Annotated in this window: 12 protein-coding genes; 8 read left to right on the forward strand and 4 right to left on the reverse strand. The window is 54.5% G+C overall.

What is annotated here, in order from left to right:
• Positions 1-297 precede the first annotated feature (297 nt).
• Both NATSA_RS08790 and NATSA_RS08795 read left to right on the forward strand, forming a co-directional pair.
• Positions 298-3,516 carry a SusC/RagA family TonB-linked outer membrane protein gene (locus NATSA_RS08790; RefSeq protein ID WP_210511767.1) on the forward strand — a complete coding sequence of 1,073 codons (3,219 nt, stop codon included), beginning with the start codon at positions 298-300 and terminating at the stop codon, positions 3,514-3,516.
• A gap of 36 nt (positions 3,517-3,552) precedes the next feature.
• Positions 3,553-4,956 (forward strand): SusD/RagB family nutrient-binding outer membrane lipoprotein, encoded by a 1,404-nt coding sequence (locus NATSA_RS08795; protein ID WP_210511769.1) that lies wholly within the window; start codon positions 3,553-3,555, stop codon positions 4,954-4,956.
• Between the two features lie 115 nt (positions 4,957-5,071).
• On the opposite strand, the gene NATSA_RS08800 is transcribed toward NATSA_RS08795, so the two are convergent.
• The 3 genes from NATSA_RS08800 to NATSA_RS08810 form a co-directional block, all read right to left on the reverse strand.
• On the reverse strand, positions 5,072-7,798 hold the full coding sequence (locus tag NATSA_RS08800; protein WP_210511771.1) for a M14 family zinc carboxypeptidase: 2,727 nt from the start codon (positions 7,796-7,798) through the stop codon (positions 5,072-5,074).
• 245 nt (positions 7,799-8,043) lie between these two features.
• Entirely contained in the window at positions 8,044-11,826 is a 3,783-nt protein-coding gene (locus NATSA_RS08805; RefSeq protein ID WP_210511773.1) for a UvrD-helicase domain-containing protein, read from the reverse strand.
• A 16-nt stretch (positions 11,827-11,842) separates the two neighbouring features.
• Complete coding sequence (locus NATSA_RS08810) at positions 11,843-15,217, reverse strand: PD-(D/E)XK nuclease family protein (protein WP_210511775.1); 3,375 nt, start codon at positions 15,215-15,217, stop codon at positions 11,843-11,845.
• A 144-nt stretch (positions 15,218-15,361) separates the two neighbouring features.
• Here NATSA_RS08810 and polX point away from each other — a divergent pair, with 144 nt between their 5' ends.
• Positions 15,362-17,137, forward strand: a complete 1,776-nt coding sequence (gene polX, locus NATSA_RS08815) for a DNA polymerase/3'-5' exonuclease PolX (RefSeq protein ID WP_210511777.1) — start codon at positions 15,362-15,364, stop codon at positions 17,135-17,137.
• Positions 17,138-17,278: 141 nt separating this feature from the next.
• Here polX and NATSA_RS08820 read toward each other — a convergent pair whose 3' ends face one another.
• Entirely contained in the window at positions 17,279-18,208 is a 930-nt protein-coding gene (locus NATSA_RS08820) for a DUF1684 domain-containing protein (RefSeq protein WP_210511780.1), read from the reverse strand.
• A 389-nt stretch (positions 18,209-18,597) separates the two neighbouring features.
• Between NATSA_RS08820 and NATSA_RS08825 the strand changes: the two genes are divergently transcribed.
• The 5 genes from NATSA_RS08825 to NATSA_RS08845 all read left to right on the forward strand — a co-directional run bounded on the left by NATSA_RS08825 (position 18,598) and on the right by NATSA_RS08845 (position 24,473).
• Positions 18,598-19,002, forward strand: coding sequence for a DoxX family protein (locus NATSA_RS08825; protein WP_210511782.1), 405 nt, complete (start codon positions 18,598-18,600; stop codon positions 19,000-19,002).
• A 128-nt stretch (positions 19,003-19,130) separates the two neighbouring features.
• Positions 19,131-20,135 (forward strand): metal-dependent hydrolase, encoded by a 1,005-nt coding sequence (locus NATSA_RS08830; RefSeq protein ID WP_210511784.1) that lies wholly within the window; start codon positions 19,131-19,133, stop codon positions 20,133-20,135.
• 74 nt (positions 20,136-20,209) lie between these two features.
• Positions 20,210-21,994, forward strand: coding sequence for an amidohydrolase family protein (locus NATSA_RS08835; protein WP_210511786.1), 1,785 nt, complete (start codon positions 20,210-20,212; stop codon positions 21,992-21,994).
• A complete protein-coding gene (locus NATSA_RS08840) occupies positions 21,991-22,929 on the forward strand; it encodes a hypothetical protein (protein ID WP_210511788.1) in 939 nt (312 codons plus the stop codon). The genes NATSA_RS08835 and NATSA_RS08840 overlap by 4 nt, the downstream gene beginning before the upstream one ends.
• An 11-nt stretch (positions 22,930-22,940) precedes the next feature.
• Positions 22,941-24,473, forward strand: a complete 1,533-nt coding sequence (locus NATSA_RS08845; protein ID WP_210511790.1) for a lipase family alpha/beta hydrolase — start codon at positions 22,941-22,943, stop codon at positions 24,471-24,473.
• The last annotated feature ends 95 nt before the right edge of the window (positions 24,474-24,568 follow it).

Genomic DNA, 24,568 nt, shown 5'->3' on the forward strand with positions numbered 1-24,568 from the left:
AACTTCGTCAGGTTGAAAAAAAGAAACTGTCCGGCCCTCACCGGATAATGTAAAAATCGCATGTTCTGTCCAACTCCGGCAAATTCTGCGTCCCGAAAGACCGTGACTTGCAACTATGTTGCGCAAAATATTCAACTTGTCGCTAATTAATATTTGATATTCATCATAATTATTAAGTTATTTTTTCCTTGATTTGCGAATAAGTAAAGATACTGCCTCTGCGGCTTTATCTTTATTTGTTTACGTAAATCGAATTAATAATAATCCTGTCGAATTCAAACCTAAGAACGGGGTAACATGAAACAAAAATACACAATGTTCTTTATGACCTTGTTCCTGCTGGCTTTTAGCTATCAGGCACAGGGACAAACAATAAGCGGAACCGTTACCGATGCTGAAGACGGTGAAAGACTTTCAGGGGTAAACGTACTTGCCGAAGGTACCACAACCGGAGCGGTAACGGACCTGGATGGTGAATACACCATAGATGTTCCGGATGATGCCACGCATCTGGTTTTCAGTTATCTGGGATACAGCACCCAGAGAGTAGCCATTGACGGACGTACAACCATAGACCTTGAAATGAGTCCGGACCTGGTCGAACTTGACGACCTGGTAGTAACCGCTCTCGGACTCGAGGCCGACCGCCGCTCTCTGGGATACGCTATTCAGTCGGTACAGGCCGAAGATATTGCCGCCACCCGGCAAATCAGCGTCAGCGATGCTCTCAGCAGCCAGTATTCCGGCGTTGAAGTTCGCAGCCAGGCCGGTGTTCCCGGAGCCGCAAGCTCGGTAAACATCCGTGGACGCGCCTCACTGCTGGGCAGCAACGAACCGCTTTATGTGGTTGATGGTATCCCCGTAAGCAATGCATTCAATACCACGGTAACCTTCAGTTCCGTGGATGCTTCAAACCGTGCCGTTGACATCAACCCGGATGATATCCAGTCAATGACTGTACTGAAAGGTCCTGCAGCGGCCGCTCTGTATGGCATTGACGCCGCCAACGGTGCCATCATTATTGAAACGAAGCGTGGACCTGACGGCGACCAGCCAAGTACTCAAATAGACGTTTCAAGCCGGGTTGGTTTCACCCAGGTGAGTCAGCTCTATGAAGTTCAGAGTCAGTACGGGCCGGGTACCGATGGCAATCTTGCCCTCACCTCACCAGCCCACTGGGGTCCGCATGTCAGTGAATTGAGTTACGACGGAGACGAGAGCAGCAACTATCATGTCAGAGGAAACCCGGTACTGGCCGACGATCCCAGTGCAACCGGAGAACCTGTCGAGACCTATGACAACATGGATGCTTTTTTCGATACCGGTATGAGTATCGCAAACCAGGTGAGCATTTCAACCGGAACCCGGGACAGGAATCTGTTTTTCTCGTTTGGAAGAAGCGATGAAGACGGATTTATTCCGAAGACCTATTTCAAGCGAAATTCGGTGCGCTTGAATGGTGATGCCTATCTGACCGAACGCCTGCGCATTTCCGGGCGTGCCAATTACGTCAACTCGCAGGGCCGGCGTGCTGGCAGGGGATCCAATTTCACGAGCATGATGATCCCGCTCACCCGGACCAATCCCGTCATGGATCTCACTTATGGCACCAGCGATCCGGCAAATGATGTATTTGCCTACGAAAATCCCGACGGATCGGCCCGTACTCACCAGGGCCGCAGTGCAACCGAAGCCGGTGGTTTTAATCTGTCCCGCGGACCGGACAGTCCCTTCTGGACAATCAACAACAACGTCTACCGGGACGAGGTCAACCGTTTCATCGGTAATGCCATGGTTTCCTATGATGTCACATCCTGGCTTAATGCTTCCTACCGCCTGGGTATCGACACCTATTCCGACCGAAGACGGCATAATTTTGATCTCGGATCCAGTGGCGGGGACGGCCGTGAAGGCCGTCTGTTTGAGGAGACCTACACGGTTCGCAACCTCAACTCCGACTTCCTGCTGACCTACCAGGAGTCATTTGACAATGACTTTGAGCTTCAGATCATAGCCGGTCACAACTACCGGACAGACAACTCCAACCGGCTTTACTTCTCCGGACGCGGATTTGAGCAGCGCGGCTTGTTCCACATCAGCAATGTAAGCCAGGAACCGGATGTCCAGCACAGTACAAACCCGCGTGAGCTGGTTTCGGTCTTTGGTAACGCGAATATCAACTACCGGGATCTGATCTATCTGGATATTACCGGCCGGAATGACTGGTCTTCCACGCTCGACGGACGCTCGTTCTTCTATCCGGCAGCCAGTCTTGCTTTTGTGTTCTCCGAAGCACTTGGTATAGACGAGGGATTCATGACCTTTGGTCAGCTTCGTCTTTCCTATGCCAACGTGGGTAATGATGCGCCGCTGTTTGCTACGAACTCCTACTTTGTCACCTCGAGTACGGGTATGAGCTACGGTAACAGCTTCTCTTTCCCCTATCAGGGTGTTGTAGGTACAACGGCCAGCCAGAACATCGGCAATCCTGATATCGAGCCGGAATCCAATACGACCTATGAGATTGGCGCCGACTTGCGCTTCTGGGACAACAGGCTCCGGATGGATATCACTTATTACTATTCCCGCAACCGGGATCAGATATTCAACGTGCCCATTCCCGCCTCTTCCGGTTACAACAGCTACCTGCTGAATGCCGGTGAGCTTGAAAACCAGGGGATCGAAGTTCAGCTGAACATCACCCCGGTTACCACACGTGATCTGAGATGGGATGCTACTTTCAACTTCTCCAGAAACCGCAACGAAGTAGTTGAGCTTACCGATGGTGTAGATCAGATTGATCTTGGCGGCGTTGGCGGCAACATCGTACCGCGGCTCCTGCCCGGCGAAGCCTACGGTACCTTCTACGGAATCGGCTGGCAGCGTGATGATGCCGGAAACAAGATCATAAATGATGATCCCGAGAGCAGCCTTTACGGCTTTCCGATGGCAACTTCGGAACAGATCAAACTGGGTGATCCCAATCCTGATTTCACAGTTGGTGTGCGTAATACCGTTTCCTACCGGAATATCCGGCTTACCGCACTCGTTGACTTCCGCTACGGCGGTGATGTCTGGAACGGCACGGAAGCCGTGATGCGTCACAACGGCCAGTCTGCCGTTACTGAGAACCGTGGAGAAACCAAGGTTTTTGAGGGAGTTAAAGCTTCTGACGGCTCTCCGAATGATATTGAAGCCACCATTACCCAGGCGTACTATCAGAACCTGGAGGGGTACTTCAATGTGAATGAGCCTTTTGTAGAGGACGGTTCCTGGATTCGGTTAAGAGATGTCACACTCTCCTACTCGCTCTCTCCAAGCCTTACAGATGCCATTGGCCTGGGTTCAGCTACCCTCTCCCTCTGGGGAAGAAACCTGCTGCTGATCACAGATTACAGCGGTATTGATCCGGACACCAACCTGTACGGTATGGGAGACGGAGCTTCCATGGGTCTTGATTACTACAACAACCCTGGCGGACGCAGTTTTGGCGTTGAAGTCCAGTTCTCATTGTAAGCCGGATAAAACATTTTAACTCATACGATTTTGATTATGATCAAAAAAATCTATCTCACAAGCATGGTAGGACTGCTGATGTTTGCATTAAGTGCATGCGAAATCAGTTCCACCAATGAAAACCCGAATCAGGCGACAGAGACCGGGATAAACAATCTTTTGCCGCATGCCCAGGTAAATCTTGCCTACGGGCTGGGTGGTGACATATCACAGTACAATGCCGTGATGATGCAGCAAATGGCGGGTACCAACCGCGAGCACACCAACATCGCCCGTTATAACTTCAGCAGTGCCAGGTCCGAAACCGCATGGAACTCCAATCTCTACGGAGGATCCATGAATGATCTTCATCTGGTGAAAAACCGGGCGGAAGAAGGCGAGTACTGGCACCATCTTGGGGTGGCCCAGATACTGATGGCCAATGCACTCGGCAACGTGGTCGCGCTCTGGAACGATGCGCCCTATTCCGAGGCTTTCCAGGGTGTGGACAACCGCCGGCCTGTTTATGATGATGCCGAGGAGCTTTATGGTGTTGTTCAGGACCTTCTTTCCGATGGTGTTGAAAACATGCAGCGTGATGTAACGCCGCTGACCGAACTTGGCGGTGCCGATCTGATTTACGGCGGCAATACCGAGCTGTGGATCATGGCTGCTCATGCACTGAGTGCACGGTTCCACAATCACCGAAGCAAGGTCGACCCGGAAGGATCCGCCCAGGACGTGCTCGACGCCATCGCAAACGGCACATTTGCCAGTTCCGATGACAACATGGATATGGCGTTCGGCACTGAAAACCAGCAGGCCAACCCGTGGAGGAACCACAAGCTCAGTACGTTTGAGGATAACACCCGCATGGGTGAGCATTTTGTTGACCTGCTGATATCGATTGATGACCCGAGACTGCCTCACTACGCTGCCGAGAACAGTGACGGTGAGTTCCGGGGTCAGACAGCCGGAGTTTCGGGCGACGAAGACGGGCTGATCTCGGATCTTGGTCCCTATTACAACAGGCCGGAAGCACCCTTCCACTTTATCACCTATACCGAAGTGAAGTTTCTCGAAGCGGAGGCTCACTACCGGCTTGGTGAATATGGTCCGGCTGCGGATGCCATGAATGAAGCCATTATCTCATCACTTGAGCTTGTAACCGGTGAAGCAGATGAAGACTATGTCGCTGAACAGGCATCCGAAACGGCTGCATCGCTTGAGGATGGCGAGGGCCTGGCCCGGCTGATGACTCACAAGCATGTTGCCCTTTTCCTTCAGCCTGAAATTTTTACTGACTGGAGACGTACGGGAATTCCGGAACTTGAAATAGCAGAAAACTCAGTTATCAACGAAATACCAAGACGCTGGCCATACGCACAGGCTGAGTTGAACACGAATCCAAATGCTCCTGAAGGTGTGAGCCTCACCGACCGTGTCTGGTGGGATCAGTAACCACATAACCCCGGGATTTCCCCATAAGACAGTGGTATAAAATCCACTGCCCTCATAAAAGGGAGCTTCGCGCATAAAGCGGAGCTCCTTTTTTTATGTCTGGAAAATCCGGACATCACCGTGCAATCCACGCCTGGAATACCGCATTGGAAAACAGCAACTGTCCGTTTCGCCAGAAACCCCGGAAAAGCGGATTGTCGGCCAGAATCACCAACTGTCCCTGCCCCATGCTGACGGTTCCCGCCATGAGCGAGCCGTTCACAACCGCACCGGTTTGGGATCCGGCCCAGCCGCCAAGCAAAGCATTATCTTCCGGAAGCACACCTACATTCCAGCCGTCCTCAAGCAGTTCCGGCACGGACAGTCCGCGCTTCAGCGTAGCATAGCTCTCACCCAGACCATACGCCAGCGGGTGGCTGTCATCCAGTTCAACCCGGTAGACCACACCGCTGATCTGTCTGCTGAGGGCATCCCTGCGCCGGTCTTCAAACCGCCTTCGAAGCTCCGGCTGAGCATCATCCTGCCCGGAAACTTCCGACCGCCCCTCCGGCTCCGTCTCTCGAACAGTTATCCGGCTGTCTTCCTTTTCTGATAGTATACGTGCAACACCTGAATAAGCTATAAGCCGGCCTCCCTCACGAACCCACGACATAACGCGGTCCCAGTCCGCCTCATCCCATCCCTCATACGAACCGTCCGGTAGGATAAGCAGATTGTAGTCATCCAGAGGAAAGGATGCCAGGCGATGGGAGTCAAAAACAGCCAGCGGATAATCCAGGAGGTAATCAAAATAATGTCGGATTTCGCCCAGCTGACCGGCATTGATATCCCGTCCTGCAGGAACAGCCGCAGTCGGTTTGTTCATAGGATGTATCCTTGGTGAGCCGAGGTCCGCACCGCTGTCGGTCCTGCCGGTATGCAGCTCTGCCACGCGCCGGTTGTGTTTTGCGGCCATATCATCCAGAATTCCCGAAATCCGGTCTTCAATATGACGATTTGACCTGCGGGTAATCACCATCGAGCCGGGCGGATAGACCCGCCCGTCCGCAGTAAACGAACTTTCCGTGACACGCATCCGCACATCCCGCTGAAGCAGGTCCGCGGCAAATGCGGCATCCCGGACATCCCCCCACTCAAACACCCATGCATAAGCCGTATCGCTCTCCAGGGGGATATAGCCTGATGCATGCTCAGATCGTACAGCGTCATCGCTGCTGCCTTCCGGGGTCGTCCCGCCAGCACTCCCGCCGCTGTAATCGCGCGATATGCGAACCCTGTCCTCTACTGCCCACGCTTCCAGGCCATACGCATAGGGCAGCGCCCATGCGGTGATGTCGTACGTATTGGAATCCGCCAGCACTTCTGAGGGATCCGGATCAAACAGAACATGAGCAAGCACCGATTTGGGCTGCTGCATCGGAATGACGATGTCCCCTTCCATCGTCCGCCGCTGCTGCTGTTCGCCGGACAAGTAGTGCCGGCCCTGCATCCGCCGGTCAGGCTCTGCCGGAAAATAGCGGATCTCCTGGCGGTCCAGATATCCCAAAAGTGCTGTCAGCCTGTCGCGGTTGTTTTCCCCGCTGATCACAAAAGAAGCGTAACGACCATCCGGTTCGTCTTCGGACGCACGAAAGTACTCATGAAACTCCCGGATCAGCCGCTCGCTGTTTTGCGCGGTCACTTCGACGGTGGAAAGCCCGGCTTCGTGATGATTCCGGATGCGGTCGGAAAGTGTAAGCGTATCGCCATGCTCATCAATCATTTTGGTTCCGGCCCGGCTGTGCCCCATCTGTTCATACGTCATGCCGATGGCGCCGTTGAAAGTAGGCCAGGTGTCACCGAATCCGGGGTAAAACAGATCAAAAATCTCCCCTGTGAAATAGCGTTCGGACCGTTCATCAAAACGCTGCGCATGATTCTGGCCGATTTTTTCCTGAAACTCCCTTTGCCAGGGGGTGATGGTCGAATGATACGGCTCGGCGGCCGGAGGGAAATAGTAGTCGTTGGTAAACATCTCGTGGAAATCGGCATGGACGTGCGGCATCCAGAGGTGGTAAAAAGCTGCTCGCTGACTGCTCTCCTGCTGAGTCTGCCAGGCCCAGTCACGGTTGAGGTCAAAATAGTAATGGTTGGAGCGGGAGCCCGGCCAGGGCTCGTTGTGCTCCCGTGTTTCCAGGCGGGGATCAGGCCGGCGGCCCTGCGTCTGCTCAAACCAGCTTACGTACCGCTCCCTGCCGTCGGGATTCAGCACCGGATCGATGATGACCACCGTTTCTTCAAGCCAGCCTGCAATGTCGTCATCTCCGTTTTCATTGTCACCGGCATTTGCCGCCCCTTTCGCAAGGGCAAAAAGTGTCTGCATCGCTGCTTCGGGACTGGACGATTCATTTCCGTGAATGCCATAGCTCAGCCATGCGATCGCCGCCGTCCGGCCTTCCACATCACCGCTTTTCAGTCCGGCCATCCGCCTGTTATTGACCCAAATTGAATCCAGCCCCTCAATATTTTCACGGGAGCTGACGATTACGGCAAAAAGCGGGCGGCCGAGATAGCTTTCACCATAATCCCTCCATTCAACATACGGACTGTTCTCAGCGACATGCCGGAAATAGGCGCTGATTTCGTGATGACGGGAAAACCGTTCGCCCGGTTCAAAACCAAGATATGAAGCGGGTGACAAAATGGTCTCCGTGGCAACTGCCGTTTCATCGGAGTTTTCAACCGAAGAGGCAGAAGCCCTTTCATCAGCGGATGCAGTCTCACCGGCAGATTCGGCTGTAGCAGCTGATGTATTCTCACCGTCGGATGCCGCTGAGGCTGTGAATGCGGGAGAAGCAGCCACTGCTGCGGATATGATTACTGTGGTGCACAGAAGTATTGCGATCGAACGAAAGTACATGGGAAAAGGCTGGATTCGTAAATTATTTCTGATTGGGAGTCACCTCAGTGGGTGTCACCCCTGCCGCAGCCACTGGTTTTCAGTGTCTGCGGGATGTGACGGGCAACAGCCGGACATGCCCGGCTGTTTGACAAGGGGAAAAGATACGAAAAAATTGGATTCTGCCCGTTTTATCGCTGCAGAGCAGATCACATATCGGCAAGTGAGACGGCTTGGCCGCCCTCAGGATCGGTAAACAGGAGCCAGACACGACCCGGATCCATTTTTTCCTGCCGGATTTCTTCAAAGGCCCGCTTGTAGACAGCGATTTGGCGATCATAACCGTAATCTCGGTTGTTATCTGTATACGGACCGGTTTTGAAGTCCACGATATGCTCCCTGCCGTCGGAGTCCCGGATGATCATATCAATGTAGCCCCGGTACGCTGCCGGAGAGACTTCATCCACATGAGAGGCTTCATTCACCTGAGAGGCTTCATCTTCCTGAGAAGTGTCATCTGCCGGTGAGGCTTCATCTGCCAGAGAAGTGTCATCTGCCGGTGAGGCTGCATCAGCACGGGTGCCGGCTGACTCCGGGCCCGTACGGTCTTCATCCCGGAGAAGTACCTCGAAGGCCACTTCATAACGGCGGGGAGCCTGGTCTCCGAACATGCTGCGGATACAGTGAGACGCATTGCGGCAATGCCTTATCAGCTCATCCCGGTGTTCTTCTATGACCTTCTCCGGATGCTCATACTGCATTCCGGAAAGCTCCCTGATCCAGAACTGAACAGCTTGATCCGTCTCTTTATCCGCAGGAGTTGTATCCGTGTCCCCGTGTTCAAAAAATCCGAACTCCAGGGCACGATGTATCAGCGTACCCTTGTCGTTGGGGGCAAGGCCGGTTCCTGCATCCCCGGACTCGTCTTCCTTTTCTCTTTTGTAATCTGATCCTGTATCTGGATCAGCATCCTCCACCTGCGGCCGGTCTTTGCCGGAAATTCCCGATGCAGACTGAAGATCTGCCGCAACCCCTTGATCCGCTCTGCGGAAGACCGCGGCCGAGCGGTCTGCTGCGGTGAATCTTGCCTTATCCGGATCCGCATCTTCCTCATCATCCGGATCAGGATCCGGAACATAACCTGACAACTCTTCGAGATCATCGACCGTAAAATCCTGGATGACAATATCATCCGTCAGTGAAACCCCTGCCTGGTCTTCATCGTCGGAGAACATCGGTTTCAGCATTTCAGCAAACGATCCCGTTTTGTTGCTTCCGCTGTAATCGGTCATGCTGACCAGCAAGTGCGTTTCGGCGCGGGTTACGGCGACATAGAACAGGCGTTTTGCCTCAGCGAGCCGGCGTTTCTTTCGTTCAGCTTTGAGGAAATGGTGCAGAAAGGAGGTGTTGCTGTCATCAGTGCCTTCCTTGTCGGGCGGCTTGTAGGACACGGCCGGCCAGGCAGCGCTGTCGTCATCATCATCGGCTATAAACAGCTGCATCCCGCCGTCATGATCTCCGGCAAGCATATCGGGCACGGCCACCATCGGGAACTGAAGGCCTTTCGACCCGTGGACAGTCATCAGCTGAATAGGTGCCGGCTCGGGCTGTTCGGCTTCGGTATCACCCGCCTCCTCGGTTATACGGTTCGACAAAAATCCGGTGACTTCAAAAAGGGTTCCCCGTCCGGTGCGCTCCAGATTGCGGATGACATCCAGCAGCTTGATCAGGTTTTCACGTACCTGAGCATCGTCTGCGTGAGCACCGAGGTAGGGCCCGTCCGTAAAAAACGCCCGTTCCACGATCTCCGAAACACGCTTCACCGGCACCATTTCCCGTAAATCTTCGAGCAGCCGGATACCTGCGGCAAGCGCCTTCCGGTCCGCATCCGAAAGCAGTTCATCCCAGTGCTTTGCATTTGAAAGCGCGTTCCAGAAATGGGGGTAATCGTGCCCGGGCTTGTCCATCGCCACCCTCGCGGCAAGCAAACCGGAGTCCGAAAATGAAATCATCGGCGAGCGAAGCAGTCCGACCAGAGCAACATCGTCAAAGGCATCCAGCAAAAACGAAAGCAGAAGCCATGCATCCTTGATTTCGCGGCGCTGATAATAGCGTGTGCCTTTGGCCACGGAATAATCGAGTCCGGCCTCCGCGAGTGCCTGCTCGAGGGCGTGCATGTGCTTGCGGCGCCGGTAAAGAACGCCCACAGCCCGTTCACCCCTGATCATTTTCTGTCTGACAGCCTCGTATTGCGAATGCCGGCCGTCGCGCATTTCGCGCAGGAACCGGGCGATCCGGCGGGATTCGAGCTGGACATAATCGGAAGCGAGCGCTTCGGCCTCCACACTGACGGAAGTCCGGGAGGAAGTGCTTTTCCCCTCGTTTATCTGCTTGATCTCTTTCTTGAGTTGTGCGGTATCGGCACGTAATAAGCGCACCTCGCCGGGGGCATCGGCGTTTTTTGAAATTTCAGATGATGGCCTTTTCAGAGACTGATGGTGGGCCTCATACGATGCGGGTGTGGTTCCGGCGCCAAACACCTGGCGAAAAACGCGATTGGAGAAATCCACAATGGTTTTGTTGGACCGGAATGAGTAGGGCAGCGGCAGGATGCGGAGCGGAAGCGCACTTTTGCGATCTGCCCTCTTCTTCAGGTCGGCATGAACCCGGCGCATCATCGACACATCCCCTCCCCGGAAGGAATAGATGGCCTGCTTGATGTCACCGACGATCATGACTTCCTTGTCGTTACCATCATCTGCAAAGCCGAGTTTTCTGATAATCTCCCACTGGCGCCGGTCGGTGTCCTGAAATTCATCAACGAGGATCTGATCAAAGCGGTTTCGCATCTGAGCGGTGACGCCGGGATTTTCCGTCAGCAGCTTGTGGGTCAGCCAGATCATGTCGTCATAGTTGAAATAGCCGGCCTCAAACCGCTGATAGCGCATGAGTGTCTTCCAGCGCAACGCGAGCTCCGACAGGTCACGCATATTCCAGTAGGCCTCATGATCCGGGTTGAACTCCGCCTCATCTGAATAGGCCGCAAGCTGCTCCGCAACTTCGTCCGCAGCGAGATACGCCTCGGCCTGCCGGACCGCTTCATAAAGCGGGAAAAATGCTTTTGCAATCTCGTTCAGCTCAGCATGAATTTCCCGGTCCACATTTTTTTTCACCAGCTCATTCAGACTGATGCCATTACTTTGGGTTTTCAGCTCAAGCAGGTCCTCAAATGTTTCCGGCGGACCGGTTTCGGGTTTAAACCAGTCCGGATGCTCTGCCAGACCGGAAAGCAGCTGATTCCCCTGCGGATCGATTTCCTTCCGCCAAATATCTGTCAGCTCCCGAAGTTTGCCGAGATACTGTTCGCAGTCAAGCGCTGCCATCTGGTGCAGGGCCTGATCATCAAGTCCACCCAGCTTGTGCATGAACGACTCGAAATCGGAGACCGAAATGCGCGAAAGCTGCCGCTGCAATCCCTTGTGATCTTTGTAGATACGGTAGAACCGCTTGCGCCACTCCATCATCCACAGCACTTCATCGTAATCACCCAGCAGCTCGAACGCACCATCGATATTTCGTTGGCTCCGGAGTCCTTCCGGGTCAAGTGAATCCGGACGATCAGATACCGATATTTCGGTCAGTTCATCCGGAAAATAGTGCAGAATGCGATTACAGAAGGAATGAAACGTCGAAATATAGTTGCGCGAAAACCGGCGCCGGGTATCCAAAAGATGCTCTGAGGCACCGTTTTTACCGATACTTTTGTTGATGGCATCGTAGATTCGTGACCGCATTTCAGCGGCGGCAAAGTCGGTGAATGTCAGCGTAAGCATGCGTTCCAGCGGGACATTCCTGTCTGCCAGCTGATGGATGACGCGTTCTGTGAGATTATGCGTTTTCCCGGTTCCGGCACCAGCCTCCAGAATCATGAACCCCTGATGACGGCAGATCTCATCTGTGATATCATCGGGTGACTGCTGCTGAGGGGGCATTATGTGATTTTTTGAATCAAAGCTCATTATCGTCTTCCCAAAAAGGTTCTGCGATGTACCAGGTGTCCAGCTTTGCCGGCGGCTCGCCGTCAGCCATCCGGCTCTTTTTTTTCAGCCGCTCCAGCTCTGTGTTCCTCCTTTGTTTCTGAATCCGCTCATCAAAACGGGTAATATGCCGGAAGTCGGACCAGGGCAGATCGTTGTCAAGGCTGATGTGGAACCTGCCTTTGCTGATGGCATCCGCAATCCAGCTGATGCGGTGTTGTTCGATGGCCTTCATGAATTCCGCCATCTCTTCAGCTGGTTTGAATTTTTCCTTATGCCTCTTTCTTTTGGTCCGGGCTTTATTTTTCCAGGCTGCCTCAGAGATCATTTCAGTCGATCCGAGTGAAAACTCCGGCCCCATCTCTTTGAATTTCCCGCTGATCGGCAGCTGGTAATAGCCGGCAAGAAACCGGGGGATGCCGCAGCTTTGCAGATACATGCCATAAACCGGCAGCTGATAGCTCTGCCCGTTCAGTATGTGCGTGTATTTTTTCACACCGGACTTGCCTGATTTGTAATCGAAGATCAGTGCCTGTTTTCCGTCGGATGTCAGATCGATGCGGTCAATTTTCCCGTTAAATCGCAGGTCGATCCCGTTCATTTTCCTGGAAAACGTCCACTTTTGCTCCATCTCAAATCCAAACTCCGGATAGAAAACAGCCGGACGCGCATCGTCGATATCCTCCATCCATATTTCCCTGCCAAGAGCCTCAAGATCGATAAACCATCCGGTCACCCGTTCAAGATTTCTCTCGAGCATGGCTGGGAATGGAGTGTCAGGATTGCCGAGCTGATGCCGGAACAGCTCCACCAGCCGGCGCCGGATGCTGTTCATGCGGGTGCGGGCTTTACCGGGATTGTCAGCCGGCCAGACAGGCGGACCCTCCTGCTCCGTCTCGGAGTAGAATTCCTCCAGAATCTGATGCAGCAGACTGCCTTTGATGCTGGACTCGGCGTCGTCTTTGTATTCACTCAACGGCTCCAGCCGCAGCACATACCGGAAAAAATATTCCTGAGGCGACGATGCAAAGGTATCCAGACGGCTGATGCTCATGGGCAGATGGCCGTCCTGCAGCTGGAGCGGCCACCACCGCTCAACAATCCGGGCATCCACGATGCCGTCATACTCTCCCATGTCTGATGTGTCACGCCGCGCATGTTCGACATCGGCAGCCTGCCGGAAAGGTTCGGCCAGTCGCTCAATTTTCCTGCTGTCTCCGGCAATGCGATTGCCGGCAGCGGCCACTTTCCCGATGTCATGACCGGAAAATAGCAGACGGGATGATCTGACCGGCCAGTCAGGCTTATCCGGTGACATCGCTTCCGGTGAAGTTGATCCCGGTGAGCCCGTATCCGGCGAAGTGCCTGAATCGCCGGCATCACGGGCGATTTGACGGCCGGCAATCTCCTCCTCAAGATCCAGCCACAACGGAGACGGCATCACCGGCTTCTGATCAACCAGTACCGGACGGCTGAGATAGCGCGGGCTGCGGGCAGCAAGCAACCGGCGAAGCTGTATCCTCGCCTGCTCAAACGATTCCGTCCCTTTCCGGCCGGTTAGCTGCTCAAGGGCTTTCTCGTACCGGAAATGCAGAAAATCGGGCCGGTCGCCCCTGGGGAAGCCGTCCTCATGAAGCCCGAGCACAAAAACGGTCTTGTCATGCACCTCCGGAAGCTGATGAATTTCCGTCAGCAGTACGCCGCCCGGACGCTCTTCCGGACGCTCACGTGTTTCCTTAAGCCGCAATTCAAGCAGCCTGAAAAAATCCGACCGGGGAAGTTTCCGTACAAGTCCCAGGCGGGCTTCCGAATCCCGCAGTTTTCCGAGAATGATATCGAGCAGCTGCTTGGCCTGGTTGGCCTCCCGGCTCATCAGGTCCTTCTGCAGCCCGAGAATGTCCTCCGTCCATCCGACCCAGTCCCGCAGCAGCATCTTTCCTTCGGTGTTGTAGGATGTTCTCAGCTTTTTCAGATTCCGGATGACATCTCCGTAAAATTTCCGGTCACGGCGCAATCCGTCGCGGCGTTTTTGCTCCTTTTCTTCATCATCCTCGTACCGGATGTATTCAAGCAGACTGTCGAAAACCCGCGATATGCCATCTTCGGTTTCATCGAGCGTCCGGAAATTGTACTCTCTGCAAAACTGTGAAAAATGACGGATATTCGGGGTTTTCTGCTCGTCATGATCCTCAAGGTTGGGCAATATCAGCCGGTTGTCAGCAAAAACCCGGGCGACATCATCGATCTGGAATCCGTTTTCCTCCAGTTTCAGATAGGTAAGCAGCCTGCGGATGAAAGGATGGCTGATCAGTGACGGCCCCCGGCTGGTGTAGAGCGGCACACCGAATCGCTCGCGCATTGCCGGAACCATGGGCTCGTACAGCGACAGGTCTCCGGCGAGAATGACGAAATCCCGGTACTCCGGCTGTGCTCCGGCGGTACCATTACCCTCCGAAATAAGCATCAGAATCTGGCGCATGGCCTGTTCAAGCTCTTCCCTGGGATGATGGAACGAGCTCATGTACCGAAACCCGCTGGTACCGTGAAAGCCGGCCCCCGCCTGGTCTGCATTACCCGCATAGATCCGGACAAGCTCCGTGCGATCCCCGACTGACCGGGCAATCCGCTCCAGCGCATGATGCTGCACCGGATCGATCACATCAGCCAGATAAATAACCAGTTTGGAATACCGGATAATGTGCGGACGGCAGTGTTCCATTTTCCCCGGCAGGAACTCGCGGTCAAGCCAGTTTTTTTCCGACATCTCCTGCTCATAGGCCTGAAGCAGATCGGCCAGAACCTTTCGCTGAGCGGATCCGGACAGAGTGTTACCCGGTTCCCTGCCTTGCTGTTTACCTCCTTGCTGCTTTATTCCCCGCACACCGGCATCAGGATCGATTTGCTCAAGCTGCTCACGCAACGCGCCCGGCCGCTGATTTTCCCGGTACAGATCCCCGATAATGTTGGATATGGCCGTGACCGATTTCATGCCGGAAAACCGCCGGAAGTCACGGTCGGGATGGGTGGACAGCCACTGCTCCAGCCACATGGTGCGCTCTTCGGCTGCTGGAACAAGCGCCGGCTGGTCCGCTTCATCAATACTGTGGCGCGCCACCTCATCGAGAAACGATGCGAGGGTCCGGATGTCAGGGGCGAAATCACCGGTGTGCTGCTGCCACTTTTTCCGCACCTCCCGCTCCATCAGCAGGTTGCTCACGAGAATCAGGGTGCCGGATCCGCCGGCCTCTTGCCGCAGATGATGCCACGACTCGCTTGCTCCATCACAAAATATTTCCCGCATCGTCAGTACCCGGATTTCTGATTGTTCGAAGGTGAAGGTTACCAAAATCAGTGCTGATTTGAAACGTCAATTTCGGTCGGACCGGGTTAGTCCGGCAACGTTTTAATTATTAGATTTAGAAGATTTTCCCATTTGTGATTTCGCAGCCAGCCAGCTCCGGAGAAACGTGCACAACTTATACAAAAACTGATGCCACAACCTGTCCAGAAAGACGATATCGTTGCCAGACTTGAAGAAATCGGCACACTGATGCGGCTTGCCGGTGAAAATGACTTCCGCGCGATGGCCTTCGACCGCGCCGCGCGCACCATCGAAAGTTTGGATGACGACATCAACCAGCACATTGAAAATCAGACACTTACCAACCTGAAGGGAATCGGCAAGTCGATCGCGCAGGACGTGTACACATATGCGGAAAGCGGAACGATTCCGGTGCTGGATAAACTGAAAGAGCAGGTGCCGGACGGCCTGATCGCATGGCTGGGCATTTCGGGTATGGGTCCGAAAAAGATCTACAAGATTCACAAGGAGCTTGGCATCACTGAGTTATCGGAGCTCCGTGAAAAGTGCCGTGATGGTTCGGTTGCGGAACTGCCGGGTATGGGCAAAAAGACAGCGGAAAAAATACTTGCATCCATTGAATGGATGGAGCAGTTCACCGACCGGTGCCGGGTCGACGAAGCCACGGTCATTGCGGAATTGTTTCTGGATCGCATGAACGATGCTGATGGCGTGCAGGAAATCTCCGTCGCCGGATCACTGCGGCGCGCCAAAGAGACCATCGGCGATATTGACCTGCTGATAGCCGCTGACCGGAACGATGCAGAATCGCTCATGACCCGGTTTGTTGAGACCGGCAGCGTCACGGAAATCCTGGGTCAGGGTGAAACCAAAAGCTCGGTCCGCACAAAAGAGGGAAGGCAGGTGGATCTACGGATCGTAAGCCGGGAGCATTATCCGGCCGCACTCATGTATTTCACCGGAAGCAAAGAGCACAATGTGGCGATGCGCCAGCGGGCCAGAGCCAGAAAACTGCAGCTCAACGAGTACGGCCTTTTCCATCAGAATGCAGAGAATCAGGCCGATTTTGACCGCCCGTTGCCTGCAAAAAGCGAAGAGGACATCTACAGGCACCTTGACCTCGGGTATATTCCTGCGGAACTGCGCGAAGATCACGGTGAGTTTGACCTCGCGCAGAACGGCAGCACTCCTGAACTTTTGGAACAGCACCAGCTGCGGGGCATCATTCACGCCCACTCCAAATGGAGCGACGGAAAAAACTCCATCCGCGAAATGGCCGAAGCGTGCATTTCCAGGGGGTATGAATATCTCGTGCTGACCGATCACTCCCGAAGTGCCGCATATGCTGGCGGACTCTCCATCGAGAAGGTTCATCAGCAGTGGGAAGAGATTGATGCACTGAACAAAGAGTTCGCAGAAAGCGCCGGCGGAAACGGATTTGTCATTCTTAAAGGGATCGAATCCGACATCCTGTCTGACGGACGCCTTGATTATCCTGATGAGGTGCTGGCCGGCTTCGACATGGTCATCGGAAGTGTGCATTCAGTTCTCGATCAGCCTCCTGATGCCATGCTCGGGCGCCTGATGCAGGCCGCAGAACATCCGCACATCCATATGATCGGACATCCCACCGGCCGTCTGCTTTTGCGTCGTGACGGAAATAAAGCCGACCTCAACCGGCTGATCACCCATGCCGCCGCACACAATACCGCCATTGAAATCAATGCCAATCCCTGGCGCCTGGAACTTGACTGGCGCTACGGCAGAAAGGCCCGGGATGCGGGACTTATGAGTGCCGTCTGTCCGGATGCGCACAGTACCGACGGACTGGATCATGTGCGCTATGGTGTCGGAACGGCTCGAAAAGCCGGATTTTCTGCCGGGCAAATCCTAAACACACTGTCGGTGAAAGAACTATTCGCCTGGCTGAAAAAATCAGGCTGAGCAGCCCGATGCTAAATCCTGCGATACGATTCCCGCAATCACGCGTATGTGCACTGCGGTGAAGCAAGCGATTCCGTCGTTAAACTCTTCGCACAGGTGCCTGATGCAAGTCTTTATCAAAGATTTCTGAAGTCAAAACCGTCAGGATTCCGGCTCGTACTTGTCATACCTTTTCTCACCGGCGCGTATCGGAAAGTTCTTGCGGTTTTCAGCAGGCGGCAGCGGACACGTGGTGTACGGATTTATAGCGCAGGGCGGATTGTAAGACACATTGAAATCGATAATGGCTTTCTCGCCGGGCTCAGGGCGATCAATATAGACATAGCGTCCCGCTTCGTAAGTTTCCTCACCTGCCGTGGCATCGGAAAACGGAATAAAAAGCCGGCTGCCGGTTCCCAGAGCAATCATGGAAACTTCCTCATCCTCAACCGTGAAATAAAGATCACCGGCAACGGCGTAATCAACCATTTGTCCGAGCACATTCTCAATTTTCATGGTGTCTCCCTCTTCCCTCGGTTCGAATTCAGCCTCGACGCGCCAGTCCGGGTCAATATCAAACCGGTCGATACCGTCGAAATGCTGCAGGTGCGGACTGTCATCATCATAAAGGCGAATACCAAGTTTGTCATCACGGCGCATCACAAACCAGGTCAGACCACGGTAGTGCAGCTCCCGGGTCAGGTCCGGTGTGTAAATGGTGTCCTCGGCCATGCGACGTCCGCGCTCATCCCGGATATCCACATTTCCCGCAACTCTCATGACAACGGTGTCTGCCTCCAGCTTGAATGTTCCGGCGAGGTCCGGGATTGATCCCTCAGGGAACCGGATGCGGGACCGCTCACCGCCGCCAAAAGACTGTTCCCCTTCGCTCAGCCAGTACAGACCGGTGAGACGCAGCCAGCCCTGCTCTTCCTTGAGCCTTTCAACCCGATCCTCATGCCACTCTTCAACAAATGCGCGGTATTCCTCGTCAATGTCGTCGCGGTCATTATCGATGTCAGCACTGACGGCCGCACCGCCGGATACCGCCATGTATGCTATGGCAAACAGAAAAATTGTGATTGTTTTCAAAATGATCAGACCTGTGTGTTGTAACATTATTCCTGAGTTGCGGACCAGCCGGACGCGTCGCTGCATCTGTTACCGTTATCCTCTGGTTGAAACAACCGGCTTCTGTCAAACGGAAAATGTACGCAATTATGCGAAAATAATCAGGATCGGACGAGGTTCAACGTCCGATCCGGTTCAGGTCTGTCAGCATTCATCCATCCGCCGAACGGACGGACAAGATGCTATCATTAGCTTAGAGAACAAAACATGAACATCCTTACAACATTTTTCCATTTTTCTGTTGAATGATTGCCGGAACCGCGTTGTTACAAAATGTACACTTTTCAGCACATGACAAACCGTACATCGTGTATGGTATGAACTGGATATCAAACAGATAGAGGAGACTTATGGTAAATGCATCAAACGATCAGAATAAAGACATTGCGCTGCTTCTGCTCCGACTTGGTGTCGGAATTATTTTCATCGTGGCCGGATGGGGAAAAATTACCGGAATTGAGGGAACACAAGGTTTTTTTGGTGAAATCGGGATACCGCTTCCCGGGCTGATGGCATGGATTGTTGCCATTGTTGAATTCGTTGGCGGTATACTGGTACTTGTCGGAGCCTACATCCGTATTCCTGCTATTCTGCTGGCCATAATCATGGTCGTTGCCCTTCTCACTACCAAAGTCATACCCGGGGAATCTTTTTCAGCATACCGGCTTGACCTGATGCTTCTTCTTGCCAGTGCCGCACTCGCACTGATGGGAAGCGGAAAGTTTTCCCTGGACGACAAACTGGGCAGCAAATAATCCGAAATGCATGCCGGTTACATCGTCCGGACGATCATTCAAAGGGGCTGCGGTCATTTCACCGCTCCCCTTTTTATTTTCCTTCCCGATTGCCATTCCCTGTTGTTTGCATACCTGACTGACCCCGTATGGATCCACTGACGCATGCATTGACCGGTGCCGCTGCCGCCCAGTCGGTCGCCCCCGAAGAAAAGCACCGTCCCGCCGCCTTTACCGCCGCCATTGCCGGACTCCTTCCCGACGTTGAGACGTTCATGCACATGCCGTCGGATCCCCTTTTCAACATCGAAATTCACCGGCAGTTTACTCACGCGTTTCTTTTCATACCCGTCGGTGCACTCCTCACCGCAGGCCTGCTGTGGTATGTCATGCGCAGGCACCTCTCTTTCCGCGAACTCTTTTTTTACAGTTTTCTCGGTTTCGCAACCCACGGACTTCTGGATGCCGCCACCAGCTACGGAACCGAGTTGCTCTGGCCTTTCGCTGACACGCGTTTTGCCTGGAACCTGCTGCCTATCATTGACCCGCTGCTCACCGGGGTCATGGCGGTGCTCACCACCGCAGCGTTTTATTACAGAAAACGGATGTTCGGATGGATATTCTTCGGCTGGCTGCTTCTGTATCTGACCTTCGGCTTTGTTCAGCGTGAGCGCGGCATCTCGGCCGCCGGCGAACTGGCCGAAGACCGGGGCCACCGGATCGAGCGCCTGGTCGTCAAACCGACCATCGGCAACCTTCTGCTGTGGCGCAGCACCTACATCGCCGGTGATACCGTCCATGTGGACGCCATTCGCTCTGGCATTTTCTCTCCGCAGATTATCTATGAAGGCGATGCCGCCCCGATCATCCGTCCCGAAACGGATTTTGCCGAATGGAAAGGCACCACGCTCTACAATGACCTGCTCCGCTTCCGTCGCTTTTCCGACGGATACCTGATCCGCCATCCGGAAAAAGACGATATCATCGGCGACGCCCGCTACTCGATGATACCCAACGACCTGAATCCACTCTGGGGAATCCGGGCGGATACCACCCGTCCCGACCGCCACGTCCCTTTTCTCAATTTCAGAGATGCCGGGCAGGAGGTCAGACAGACATTTATCGACCAGCTTACAGGCCGGGAAAACCGATAAATTCAGGTTTGAAAAATTACTAATTATTCAGAATTTACGGCAAGCGTCATCACCCTCCATTCAAGACGGCCGCCATGAAAATCAATGTTCACGCCCATGTGTTCAATTTTCAGTCCATTCTGACCAAAGAAACCATCCTGCTGCTGTCGCATCGCCTGTCCGGAAAAAACCTGCCCGAACCGCTTCGTGACGCCATACTTTCATATCTTCGTACCCGGCGGAAAAGCAGAAGCAAAGACATCTCCCTTGACGATTTCCACCGCACCATCCGCAAGACCCGCTTTTTCAACCGGCTGATGCCCGGAAAAATGCGTGATTTTTTCGACCGGCACCTGGAACTGCCCCCGTCATCCGAAACCGCTTCCCTGCTGACCAGCCTGCTCGAAGCATCTGTCATCGACCGGAACCAGGCAAGCTCATCGACCGTAATCAACACCTTTGAATGGCTGCGCATCGGATTCGCAGCCGCCATATCCGATGTCGCTGATGACCTGATCGTGCAGATGGATGAGGACGATCTGGCCGTGCTGCTGCCGATGGATATTATTGATCCCAAAGCGGGCAGCCGTGAAAAAAAACTTTTCCCGAAGCAGCTCGCCGATACCACCCGGCAGGCACTCAGATTTCCCGGACGCCTGCTTCCCTTCGGAATGGTAAATCCAGCCAGAAAAGAGAGTTTTGAGCTCTTCAGGGAAGCCATCAACAGCGGCTCGTGTGTCGGACTCAAGCTCTATCCCGCCCTCGGGTACAGCATCCGGGGTGAGATGATGGATGAGGTTCTCGCATTCTGCGACAGCGAGTCGGTCCCGGTGCTGCTGCACTGCAACGACACCGGCTTCCGGAAGAGTCCCGATGCCGCACAATACGGGCATCCCGGACACTGGATTCCGGTTCTTGAAAAACACTCCAGCCTGAAGGTCTGTTTCGGACATTTTGGCGGCGAGAAGCAGGATGATGAAGATGTCTGGATCGCACCCGGGCTTCCGCGCGACAGCTGGGCGCACCACATTCTGGACCTGATGGATCGCTTCCCCGGCCGGGTATTTGCCGATGTCTCCTATCACAACGAGCAGTACGACGACCCGGATGCCGGAGACAATTATCGGAAAAACCTCGCCGCTGTGCTTGAAAATCCGAAATACCGCAGCCAGGTGCTCTGGGGAACCGACTATCACCTGCTTCGCATCGACTGCACCGATCCCGATTACACCGATGCGTTCTGCAGCATGATCGGCGAAGACAATTTTGAACTGATGGCGCGGAAAAATCCGGCCGCATTCCTCGGCCTTCCCGTCGATGACGCCGAAGAAAAACCGAACATAGCAAGACACGTCCGCTGGCTGCTCGAAAACAACGCCCGGGCGGTCCACGGAAAACCCGCTCCCTGGCTGCGCAATCACCCGGAAGGCAATGTCATTGAAGGCAGCGGCACCGATCCGGCCGGAGATGCACCCTGGGATGTCAACAACCGCATCCACACATCCCTTTTCAACTTCATCTGGAATTACAAGGAGCCCGATTTCCTGAGTGAAGGCATGCGCAAACGCATCAACAGGGAATCGGACGATATCAAGGCAAAATTTGAACACCTTGGACGCACCCCGATCGGCGAGCTCACATTCCACAGCGGCGCGCTGTCCGACAGCACCGACCGAAACCAGTCCATCCGCAGCTTCTGCAACCGCCTCGACACCTGGTTTGGCCGCGTCAATGAAATCGGACGCATCCGCGATATCAACAGTGCCTTTTACCGCAAAATGAACACCGTCTGCTCCGATCCGGGCAAAACCATCCCGAAAATCGCACCCGTACTTGAGCAGTTTTACCGGGTCTCATCCGACCTGACCGATGAATCATGAACCGAATACTACCATTTGTCCTGCCACTGATATTGCCATTTGTGCTGCTGCCCGGCACCTCCGCCGCCGATTCCCCGGACCGGCTGGATGTGTCCGTCGATGTTCCGGTAATTGAATTTACTGACGATCTGTCGCAAGTGACCGGCGGGGCCGGATGGGATCTCGCCTGGAACATGCCCGTCAGCCGGTTTGGCAAACGGGAGCTGCGTGGAGGCGACCTCACCGCAGACGGATCCGCACATTTCCGGACCGACGGCATCTGGCTGCTTGATCCTGACCTCGGGCGCCGGCCTGCCACCGCCGACCTGCACTGGGATTTCGGTTTCGAACTGGCTCCCCGCCCCGTCGATGACATCCCGGGAGACCTCTTTGAAGAGGATATCACCTACACCGACATCGGCTTTTTCAACTGGATCTACAACTACCGGTTTGCCATTACCCTTGAAGCCGGACTTGAAGCCGATCCCGCGTTTGAGAAAGGTTTTCTGGCATTCGGAACCGGCCTGCGGATGATCAACATGGCACGGTCTGGCCGGAGCGGACTGCTTCCCACCTTTCATATCTACTACGAGGGCGTTGCCGGCCTGCAGGATGAAGCCGTCGGCGGGGTGGAATCGAACCGGCAGTACCGGCGTCTCCGGCTTCTGCAGCGCCATCAGCTAAGCCTTGGACTCATCGGCCTGCCGGATGCCGCCCTTGCCGCAGGTTATCAGTACACCCGCGATTTCGGTCAGACTGCCGCATACAGAGAGGACGGTTTCGACAGCCGGTTCGGATGGGTCGTCGACCTCTCCTGTGCCATCCGCTGGTCCGGACGGGATGAGCGGCTCAACCGCATCGACCTGTTTTCCCGCTACTCCGGGGGCCGGATCGCACCGGTCACCGTCTCCGATAACGCATTCACCTTCGGCCTCCGGATCCCCTACTCACGTTAAATCCGCCGACCATGAAAAAAATCAAGCCACCCTTCTATCCGATCATTTACATTCGCGGTTTTGCTATGACCCAGTCCGCCGTCGAGGAGACCGTCGCCACCCCATACATGGGTTTCAACCTCGGATCGACCAAAATCCGGCAGGAATGGGACGGCGAGGTCAAGCGCCACATTTTCGAATCCCCCCTCATCCGCCTGATGAAAGATTTTGGCTATGTCGACAATTATTCCGACGGGCTGGAGACGGAGGGCGATATACCGGCAAAAAGCATCATCATCCACCGCTACTACGAGCAGGCCGACAGTGACATCGGCTCCGGTGACGGTGTCCCGTCGATTGAAGAAGCCGCCGGATCCCTCAGCGAACTGATTCTAAAAACGCGTGACCAGGTCTGCGGCGATGATTCCGATGCCAAAAGTGCCTTCCGTGTGTACCTTGTGGCGCACTCAATGGGCGGATTGATTGCACGCTGCCTGCTGCAGAATGACAAAATCGGCAGCAAAGAGGCCAAATCACTGGTGGACAAGGTTTTCACATACGGAACACCCCACAACGGAATCGAAATCCGCGGTGTGAATGTCCCGCGCTTTCTGGGCGGATGGGATATCAACAATTTCAACCGCCGGCGCATTGCAGAATACCTTCAGTTGTCCGGCAGCCTGGGAAGCAGCAACGGAGATACGGCACGGCCGTGGCGGGTTCCGGGTGATGAAAGCAACAGGGTGGATACTCTTGACGGCAAATTTCCGGAATCACGGTTTTTCTGCCATGTCGGAACCAATCATGAAGACTACAATCTGTCGAGGTATGCGGTAGGGCCGATGAGTGACGGACTGGTGCTGATCAAAAATGCGAGCATTCAGGGTGCGCCCCGGACCTACACCCATCACAGTCACAGCGGCCATTATGGTCTGGTCAATTCCGAGGAGGGGTATCAGAACCTGACGCGCTTTCTGTTCGGTGACGTCCGTGTCACAGGCCGGATGCTGGTCCGGGACCTGCCGCTTCCGCCGTCGGTGCGCAAGGCACACGAAGACGGAAGAGAAATACGCGCCTCCTATCTTTTTGAATGCACTGTCATGACGCGGGGCGCGCGATTCCGGCTGAGCGACCGCCGGATCGACAACAACTCTGCCGTTTTCCGGAAGTTTGAAGAGATGTTTCCCGATAACGGGGCATCGGGCAGCAAAAAGCTCCGCATGCCGGTGCTGTTTTCGGTTTTTCTGGACCGCAAAAAAATCGAGTCAGGTAAAACACTTGTTTTCACCATTGACCTGGCCGTCAAAACCACGGACTACCGCATCAGCGGCAACCTGTTCACCCGCCAGCGCATCCCTGAGGAGAATCTGTTCCGGGAAAAAGTAACCCTCAAGGCAGTTCAGGATAAAGGCCAGTGGCGGCTGCGGTACATTTTGACTGATGAACAGTGGGGAGAAAACAAGGGCCGGAGTGTGACATTTGAGGACGGGCGCTTCCTGATTCCGCTGAGTTCCAGGAAAGGGTTCAAGTCCGACCTGGAGGTTACTGTTGATATGGCAACGTAATCCCTTCAAAGCGTCACTGCCGCCACGATAATGGCGTGCAGTGCCTGCCGCTGTCCTGCCCTGGTTGTGATGGTCCCGGGTCTCTGTTCCGGAAA

Origin of the sequence: Natronogracilivirga saccharolytica (assembly GCF_017921895.1) — a bacterium.
Taxonomy (GTDB): domain Bacteria; phylum Bacteroidota; class Rhodothermia; order Balneolales; family Natronogracilivirgulaceae; genus Natronogracilivirga; species Natronogracilivirga saccharolytica.

Excerpts from the sequence above, each read along its gene's own strand:
- NATSA_RS08790 (WP_210511767.1), top strand. The coding sequence starts at position 298 with ATGAAACAAAAATACACAATGTTCTTTATGACCTTGTTCCTGCTGGCT.
- NATSA_RS08795 (WP_210511769.1), top strand. The coding sequence starts at position 3,553 with ATGATCAAAAAAATCTATCTCACAAGCATGGTAGGACTGCTGATGTTT.
- NATSA_RS08805 (WP_210511773.1), bottom strand. The coding sequence starts at position 11,826 with ATGCCCCCTCAGCAGCAGTCACCCGATGATATCACAGATGAGATCTGC.
- polX (WP_210511777.1), top strand. The coding sequence starts at position 15,362 with ATGCCACAACCTGTCCAGAAAGACGATATCGTTGCCAGACTTGAAGAA.
- NATSA_RS08825 (WP_210511782.1), top strand. The coding sequence starts at position 18,598 with ATGGTAAATGCATCAAACGATCAGAATAAAGACATTGCGCTGCTTCTG.
- NATSA_RS08830 (WP_210511784.1), top strand. The coding sequence starts at position 19,131 with ATGGATCCACTGACGCATGCATTGACCGGTGCCGCTGCCGCCCAGTCG.
- NATSA_RS08835 (WP_210511786.1), top strand. The coding sequence starts at position 20,210 with ATGAAAATCAATGTTCACGCCCATGTGTTCAATTTTCAGTCCATTCTG.
- NATSA_RS08840 (WP_210511788.1), top strand. The coding sequence starts at position 21,991 with ATGAACCGAATACTACCATTTGTCCTGCCACTGATATTGCCATTTGTG.
- NATSA_RS08845 (WP_210511790.1), top strand. The coding sequence starts at position 22,941 with ATGAAAAAAATCAAGCCACCCTTCTATCCGATCATTTACATTCGCGGT.